Here is a 5771-nt window from a genome sequence, read left to right as displayed (position 1 = left end):
GCCTTGCTCCCGCCCCAAGCGAATCCGCGGAGCGCTGACACCTGAGGGCGGGGCCGGCGGCGCGCTCCCGCCCCGGACAGGTGAGGTCGTCGTCCAGGGCGAGGACCTCGGGGCGTGGATCGCCGCGCAGCGTGCCGGCTGGGACAAGCTGGTGCCGGCGCAGCAGTGGCTGCTGGAGAGCGTCGGCGTCGACCCGGACCAGGGCGCGCCGGCCCACGTGGTGGTGCGCTCGCAGGCTGACCGGTGGGAGACCAATCTCGCCGCCGCCCGCCAGTTCCAGGCCCGCGAAGACCGCCTGCAGTTCCCGCGTAAGCACGTCGAAGCCGTCAGGCTGGGTGGGGACGGCGATGGTGTGGGTGGGGAGGATGACAGGGCGGTCGTGAAGCTGGGCGCATGGCTCGACAACACCCGCCGCAGGGCCACCAAACTGAGGCCCCGAACGGCGTGCCGCGCTGAGTGAGTTGGGCATGCGTTGGGAGTTGCTCTCCTGGGCGTCACATCGGTCTGGCATATATCGGGTTGCGGGCACTGGTGTCCAGGCCTTCCGCTGGTCGAGAGCGAATTTCTCTGCTTCTCCGAATGATGATCAACCGATGGGCAATATCCTCGAACATCCCTGCCTGCCTTGGCGCCCGTGACTCGCTCGCGGTCCGTTCGGTGGGCAGGGGGATCACAGGCGTGGCTGCCATGTCTGGCGAGAGCCGCCGCTCCCCGCTCCGGCCAGAGAAGGAGGGGGCGGCGGCCGATCCCCTCTCCCGGCGGGAAGTGATCTCCGCTACACGAACCGTGCGCGGCTCATTGCCCAGCGTCACTCATTCGAGACCCTGCGACCACGGTCGGTGTTGACGTTCCGTCGCACCATCAACCGGCGATTAGCCCAGCAGTGAACCGATTTGCCCGGCCTTGAGCGGGGTGTCTCGGCACTATAAACGCAGGCCCCAATCCCCCGGTTCCCGGGACCAACGCTACGCAGACACAGCGAAGTTGCCCACACCCCACAGGCCGTGCATTCTGACGCTCCCAGCACGGTGGCCTTCTGGCCGGAGCCCGCCGACCGCTGGGTCTGCCACTCGCCAGACACCCGTGCGGTGCCCCAGCACCGCCGGGCCAACACCACAGGAGACCATCCGTGTCGACCGCCCTGCCCGCCACGCCGCCTGCCGACCCGCCCGCTCAGGACTCCGACAACGACAGCCGCCACGCAGTCCACGTACGCGTCGGACGCCACTTCGAACTCAAGCTCTACCTCTCCCCCACCATCCTGGCAGCCCTGCTGGGCGGCGGCACCACCACCGCCGCCCTCATCACCGCCCTCGCCCGGTAACCGCCATGCGCAGCGGGGGCTGAGCCGGACCACGGCATCAGCCCCCGCTCCACATCCGGCCGTCAACCACCTTCGGGCAAGGCCTGACTGTCTTCGGATACCTCAGCCAGTTCCTCATCATCCGGCCCGGCCGCGCGCCTCACCCTCACCAACCCCGACACCACCCACTACCCTACCCACTACCCTGGCGCAGTCGATAGTCGGCCGCCCGGTCTTCGACGTCCTCAACCACCGTTCCAAGGTGGGATGTTCCATCAGCGCGCACTCGGCACGCACGCGGTCGGCCTCCGCCCCTACGGGGAGAACGAAATGGCCGCTGACATGGAGGCTTGCCCGATGCGCAAGCCGGGTTAGGCATACGGCCCGGGGTGTCGGACGCCCCGGGCCGTATGCGCACCACAGCACCACAAGACTTCCCCATCGGGTGCTCGCGCACGTTCCGCCGCACGCTGTGGTTCCTCCATGATCCCCCTTGGGCTCCCTGACCCAACAGAGTCATACGACCCGCCCGCACTCCCAGCCGGTGGCCGTTCAGACCATTTCAACCTGTTGTCACCGCCTACGGAAACCGTCATTTCGGGCGCCAGGACGCTGCTTGGAGGCCGGTGCGGTGGCACGGTTGTCGACCAGCGCGAACAGCACCCGCTCGACGTCGGTGCGGAACCGGCGCGCGCCGAGGATCTTCTTCAGCGCCTGGTCGATCTCCAACTGCCACCACGGGCCCTGAAGAAGCCAGACCGCTCCCAGCGGGCGCGAGTCGGTCACTTCCAGGCTGCCGCCAGCTGCCGGAGCGGCCGCATCAGCGCCGTCCTCGCCGAGGTAGCGGTTGATGCCCTTGCCCTCGCTGCGCTTGCGCTCGTAGAACGTCTTGGAGACGGGGCAGCTGGGCGGCGGCCTGGGCGGACAGGTAGAAGACGCGTAGCAGGCGGCGACTGTAGCGGCGCGGCCGGTGCAGGTTGCCACTGATACGGCCCGAATCACGGGGCACCGGCGCCAGCCCCGCGACGCCGGCCAGGCGGTCCGCGGTCCCGAACGTGTTCATGTCGCCGCCGGTGACGGCGATGAACTCCGCGCCGAGCACGGGACCGATCATCCCGGGCATGCTGAGGATCACGTCGGCGTGCTGGTGCTCGCGAAACCGACCTTCGATGAGCTTGTCCGTCTCTGCGATCTCTTCGTCGAAGGCCATCACCTCCCTCGCGAGCCTGGCCACCAGGGCGGCGGCGAGCTTCTCGCCGGGGACGGCAGTGTGCTAGGCCTCGGCCGCCTCGATTGCGGTGGCCGCAACGGCGACGGCGTTGCGGACCTTCCGGTTCTTGAGCCAGGCCGCCAGGCAATTCGGTCCGATCCGGCGCAGACCGGCCGGAGTCTGATAGCCCGTCAGCAGCACCAGCGACGCTTTGGAGGCGCTGTAGTCGAAGGCGCGTTCCAGGGCCGGGAAGTACTCGAGCATCTGGGGACGCATCCGGTTGATCGCCCGGGTGCGCCACTCGCCCATCAGGCACCGCCGCGTCGGCGGGAAGGACACCCAGCCGTTATTGGGAAGGTCAGCGTTGTCGGATCACCCCCGCGTCGGCGGGGAGGACGCGACGCCTGAGGACACCCGACGTCGTCGTGCGAATACTGCTAAGCGATGGTCAGCCACCCTTCCTTCGGAGCCGCACCTGCTTCGCCTGCTCCATTCCGGCGCTGTGAGCCGTGACGACCTGGGCGTGGTTCTCGTCGGCTGTAGGGACAGCGCGAGCCTTGAGGTCTGCGATGAGCAGTACGGCTACTTCCCGGAGGTCAGCATTCATGCCGACGAAGTGGACCAGATGCTCGAGGGCAGCAAGCTCTCCGGCGCGTACTGGAACGGAGAGGATCGCGTCCTTGCCGTCGGGGAGTACGGCGTTGAGGGCCAAGCGCTCCGCGATGGCGTTCCGGGTGTGGCGGAAGCGTTTGTCGAACGAGCCCTTCTTGTGGAACGGAGCGAGCCGTTCGGCCAGGCCGTCGAGGTCGTCGCCAGGTTGGCGGTAGTAGGGGCGGTCCTCACTGCCAGCGTTGCGGAAGTCCAAAAGGCCGGTGAGGAAGAAGCCGGCGACCTTCTCGGGTGCGGGCGTGAGGCCGGCTCCCATCCAGCGGGTGACCGGTTTGGCGCCGCGGACTTCGATGACGAGAGCCCAGCCGCTGCTGGTGTCCCATTCGAAGTGGAAGTCCAGTGCGTCCTTCGGTGCCCCGTTGACTTGAGCGAGGGTCTCAAGGCCGAAGTCGACGTACCCGCCGCCATCAGCCTCGGAGTCACCCAGTTCCTCCGGCCGGCACGAGCTGACGGAGGTCACCGGGTAGCCGTCGCGCTGAAGGAGTTCGGCGACGTCTGCCATGTAGTGGCCGGTGCGGTGGTAGATCGCCCGGTCGCGATCGGTGGGGATCTGCTCGCCCATGTGGGAGCGGCTCCTTCGGGGTGGTCGATTGGCGCCGCCACCGATAGTCCTCCACCGTGCAGACACAAGGGCACCGCTTCAGGGGATCCGGTTTGCTTGTTGTCCGCGGACAACAAGCGACACCAGTGGGCCCCTTGCTGCCCAAGGGCCGCCCGAGGTAAGTAAGGTAGCGCCATCACCGCCCCATACGACCCGATTGATCGGGAAAAGGTAGTATCTCCAAACTGCCTTCTGAGCTCCGGAAGGAGCTCAAGGTCCGCGCAGCCGAAGTCGACACCGACATCCAGGACGCCGTGACCCAGGGCGTCGAAGCCTGACGAAAGACCAGTCCTGGAGCACCGGTTGACACCGCCGGCGGCACGTCCTTCGCCACCTATCTGCCAGCTGGCCTGTACGACAAACTCAAAGACGACTGCAAGGCCCGCGGCATCTCCTACAACCAGGGCATCGCCCAATCGATCCGCCTGTGGCTGGACGAGCACCCGTCCCCACGACCCAAGCAGCAACGAGCGACCGGCGCGCGGCGCATCATCTTCGGCAACCAGAAGGGCGGCGTCGGCAAGACCTCAGTGTCCGCCGGCGTTGCGCAGGCCTTGGCGGAGTCGGGCCACCGCACTCTGCTCATCGACTTCGACCCCCAAGGGCACTTGACCAAGCAGCTCGGGCACCCACTCATCGCCATCGATGAGCCCAGCCTCGCCAAGCACATGCTGGGCGAGGTGAAGGGTGAGAACGGCCTCGCGGACCTGCTTGTCCCGATAAAGGGCGGCGACTTCGAAGACCACCTGTGGCTGCTGCCGGCCTGCAAGGACGCCTTCTTGCTGGACGCCAAGCTGGCCACAAGCCGTTTCGTGCGGATCAAGGAGACCGCTCTGGAGAAGGCTCTGGAGCCCCTGGAGTCCGAATTCGACTTCATCGTCGTGGATTGTCCTCCGAGCCTCGGCTACAGCATGGACACGGCCATCTACTACTGCCGCACACGCGAAGGTGAAGAGGCCGGCCAGTCCGGCATCGTGATCCCCGTGCTGTCCGAGGACTCGCCAGCTGACGGCTACGACATGCTCGAAGAGCAGATCGGAGACCTCACAGAGGAAATGGACGTCGACATCGCCCAACTGGGGTTCGTCGTCAACATGTACGACAGCCGCAAGGGGTTCGTCGCCACCTCGTCCCTGGAGGAGTGGCAGAAGATCGGAGATCCGCCCGTTCTGGCTGTCGTGCCGGAACTGAAGGATCAGCGCGAGGCGCTGAAGGCCCCCCTTCTCGCCCACGCCCCCTACTGCGATCAATCGGAAACAATGCGCACCATCGCACGGAGGATCAGCGGATGAGCGCCGCCGACCGGCTGGGAACCGGCACTTCTTTCAGCGAGGCGCGGCGCGGCCGCAGTGCCCGCGGTCGGGCCAAGGCCGTCACCCAAGGAGACGTCCCCGCCTACGAGCTGGTCAGACTGCGGCTGGACGAGGTATCCCCCACTCCCCTCAACCCACGCCGCAACTTCGGTACCGATGAGGAGAAGACCCGTTTCGGTGAAGAGCTGCGGCAAGTCCAGCTTGCCGCGTGCGTGGCCGTGACCAGGGCCGCATACCTCACCTTGTGGCCGGACCACGACGATCGGATCGGCGACGCGGCCAAGTGCGGTCCACGTCGGCTTGGACGCTCTCGACTTCGTTGTCCGCGACGACCTCGCGTCCAGCCGCGAAGCGTTCATAAACCACCTCCTCAAGGAGAACCTCGACCGGGAGGACTTCGACGTCATCGAGCGAGCTCGTGGCGTGCAGGAGCTGGTGACCGTATGCGCGGAGACCTCGGAACGCGGCGCCCGGTCCCGCGCGGCAGAACACCTCGGCAAGGACCGCTCGTGGGTGACGAACCAGCTGGTCCTGCTCGAACTCCCCGAGGAGCTGCAGGCCATGCTGAGCGCCGGATCCCTCCTCGGAGGTCCGGCTGGTGGTCGGGGAGTACGCGCAGCCGCTCGCCTACGGCGGGACGGTGGCGTTGCCCCGGGGCGGCAACGGCGAGATCGT

Annotated in this window: 4 protein-coding genes and 3 pseudogenes; 4 read left to right on the top strand and 3 right to left on the bottom strand. The window is 67.2% G+C overall.

Going from position 1 to position 5771, the window contains the following annotated elements; all coding sequences use genetic code 11:
- Both ABZZ74_RS52240 and ABZZ74_RS52235 read left to right on the top strand, forming a co-directional pair.
- A partial coding sequence (locus ABZZ74_RS52240; protein ID WP_356951166.1) for a hypothetical protein occupies window positions 1–460 on the top strand: 460 nt, incomplete at its 5' end.
- Window positions 461–1129: 669 nt separating this feature from the next.
- A complete protein-coding gene (locus ABZZ74_RS52235) occupies window positions 1130–1324 on the top strand; it encodes a hypothetical protein (RefSeq protein ID WP_356951165.1) in 195 nt (64 codons plus the stop codon).
- 552 nt (window positions 1325–1876) lie between these two features.
- Here ABZZ74_RS52235 and ABZZ74_RS52230 read toward each other — a convergent pair.
- The 3 genes and pseudogenes from ABZZ74_RS52230 to ABZZ74_RS52220 form a co-directional block, all read right to left on the bottom strand.
- Window positions 1877–2089, bottom strand: coding sequence for a hypothetical protein (locus ABZZ74_RS52230; RefSeq protein WP_356951167.1), 213 nt, complete (start codon window positions 2087–2089; stop codon window positions 1877–1879).
- Window positions 2090–2158: 69 nt separating this feature from the next.
- A pseudogene (locus ABZZ74_RS52225) lies at window positions 2159–2759 on the bottom strand (transposase); the annotation flags it as partial.
- Between the two features lie 202 nt (window positions 2760–2961).
- Window positions 2962–3744 carry a hypothetical protein gene (locus tag ABZZ74_RS52220; protein WP_356951164.1) on the bottom strand — a complete coding sequence of 261 codons (783 nt, stop codon included), beginning with the start codon at window positions 3742–3744 and terminating at the stop codon, window positions 2962–2964.
- A gap of 174 nt (window positions 3745–3918) precedes the next feature.
- On the opposite strand from ABZZ74_RS52220, the pseudogene ABZZ74_RS52215 reads away from it, so the two are divergent.
- A pseudogene (locus ABZZ74_RS52215) lies at window positions 3919–5075 on the top strand (ParA family protein).
- Window positions 5076–5396: 321 nt separating this feature from the next.
- Window positions 5397–5771, top strand: a pseudogene (locus ABZZ74_RS52210) (plasmid partitioning protein); the annotation flags it as partial.

This window comes from Streptomyces sp. NPDC006476 (genome assembly GCF_040612015.1).
Taxonomy (GTDB): Bacteria; Actinomycetota; Actinomycetes; order Streptomycetales; family Streptomycetaceae; genus Streptomyces; species Streptomyces griseorubiginosus_B.
Note: the sequence above shows the minus strand (reverse complement) of the source record. Positions and strands in the feature narration are given on the sequence as shown.

What these genes read in the sequence shown, in the direction of transcription:
- ABZZ74_RS52220 (WP_356951164.1), bottom strand. Translation starts at nt 3,744, where the DNA reads ATGGGCGAGCAGATCCCCACCGATCGCGACCGGGCGATCTACCACCGC.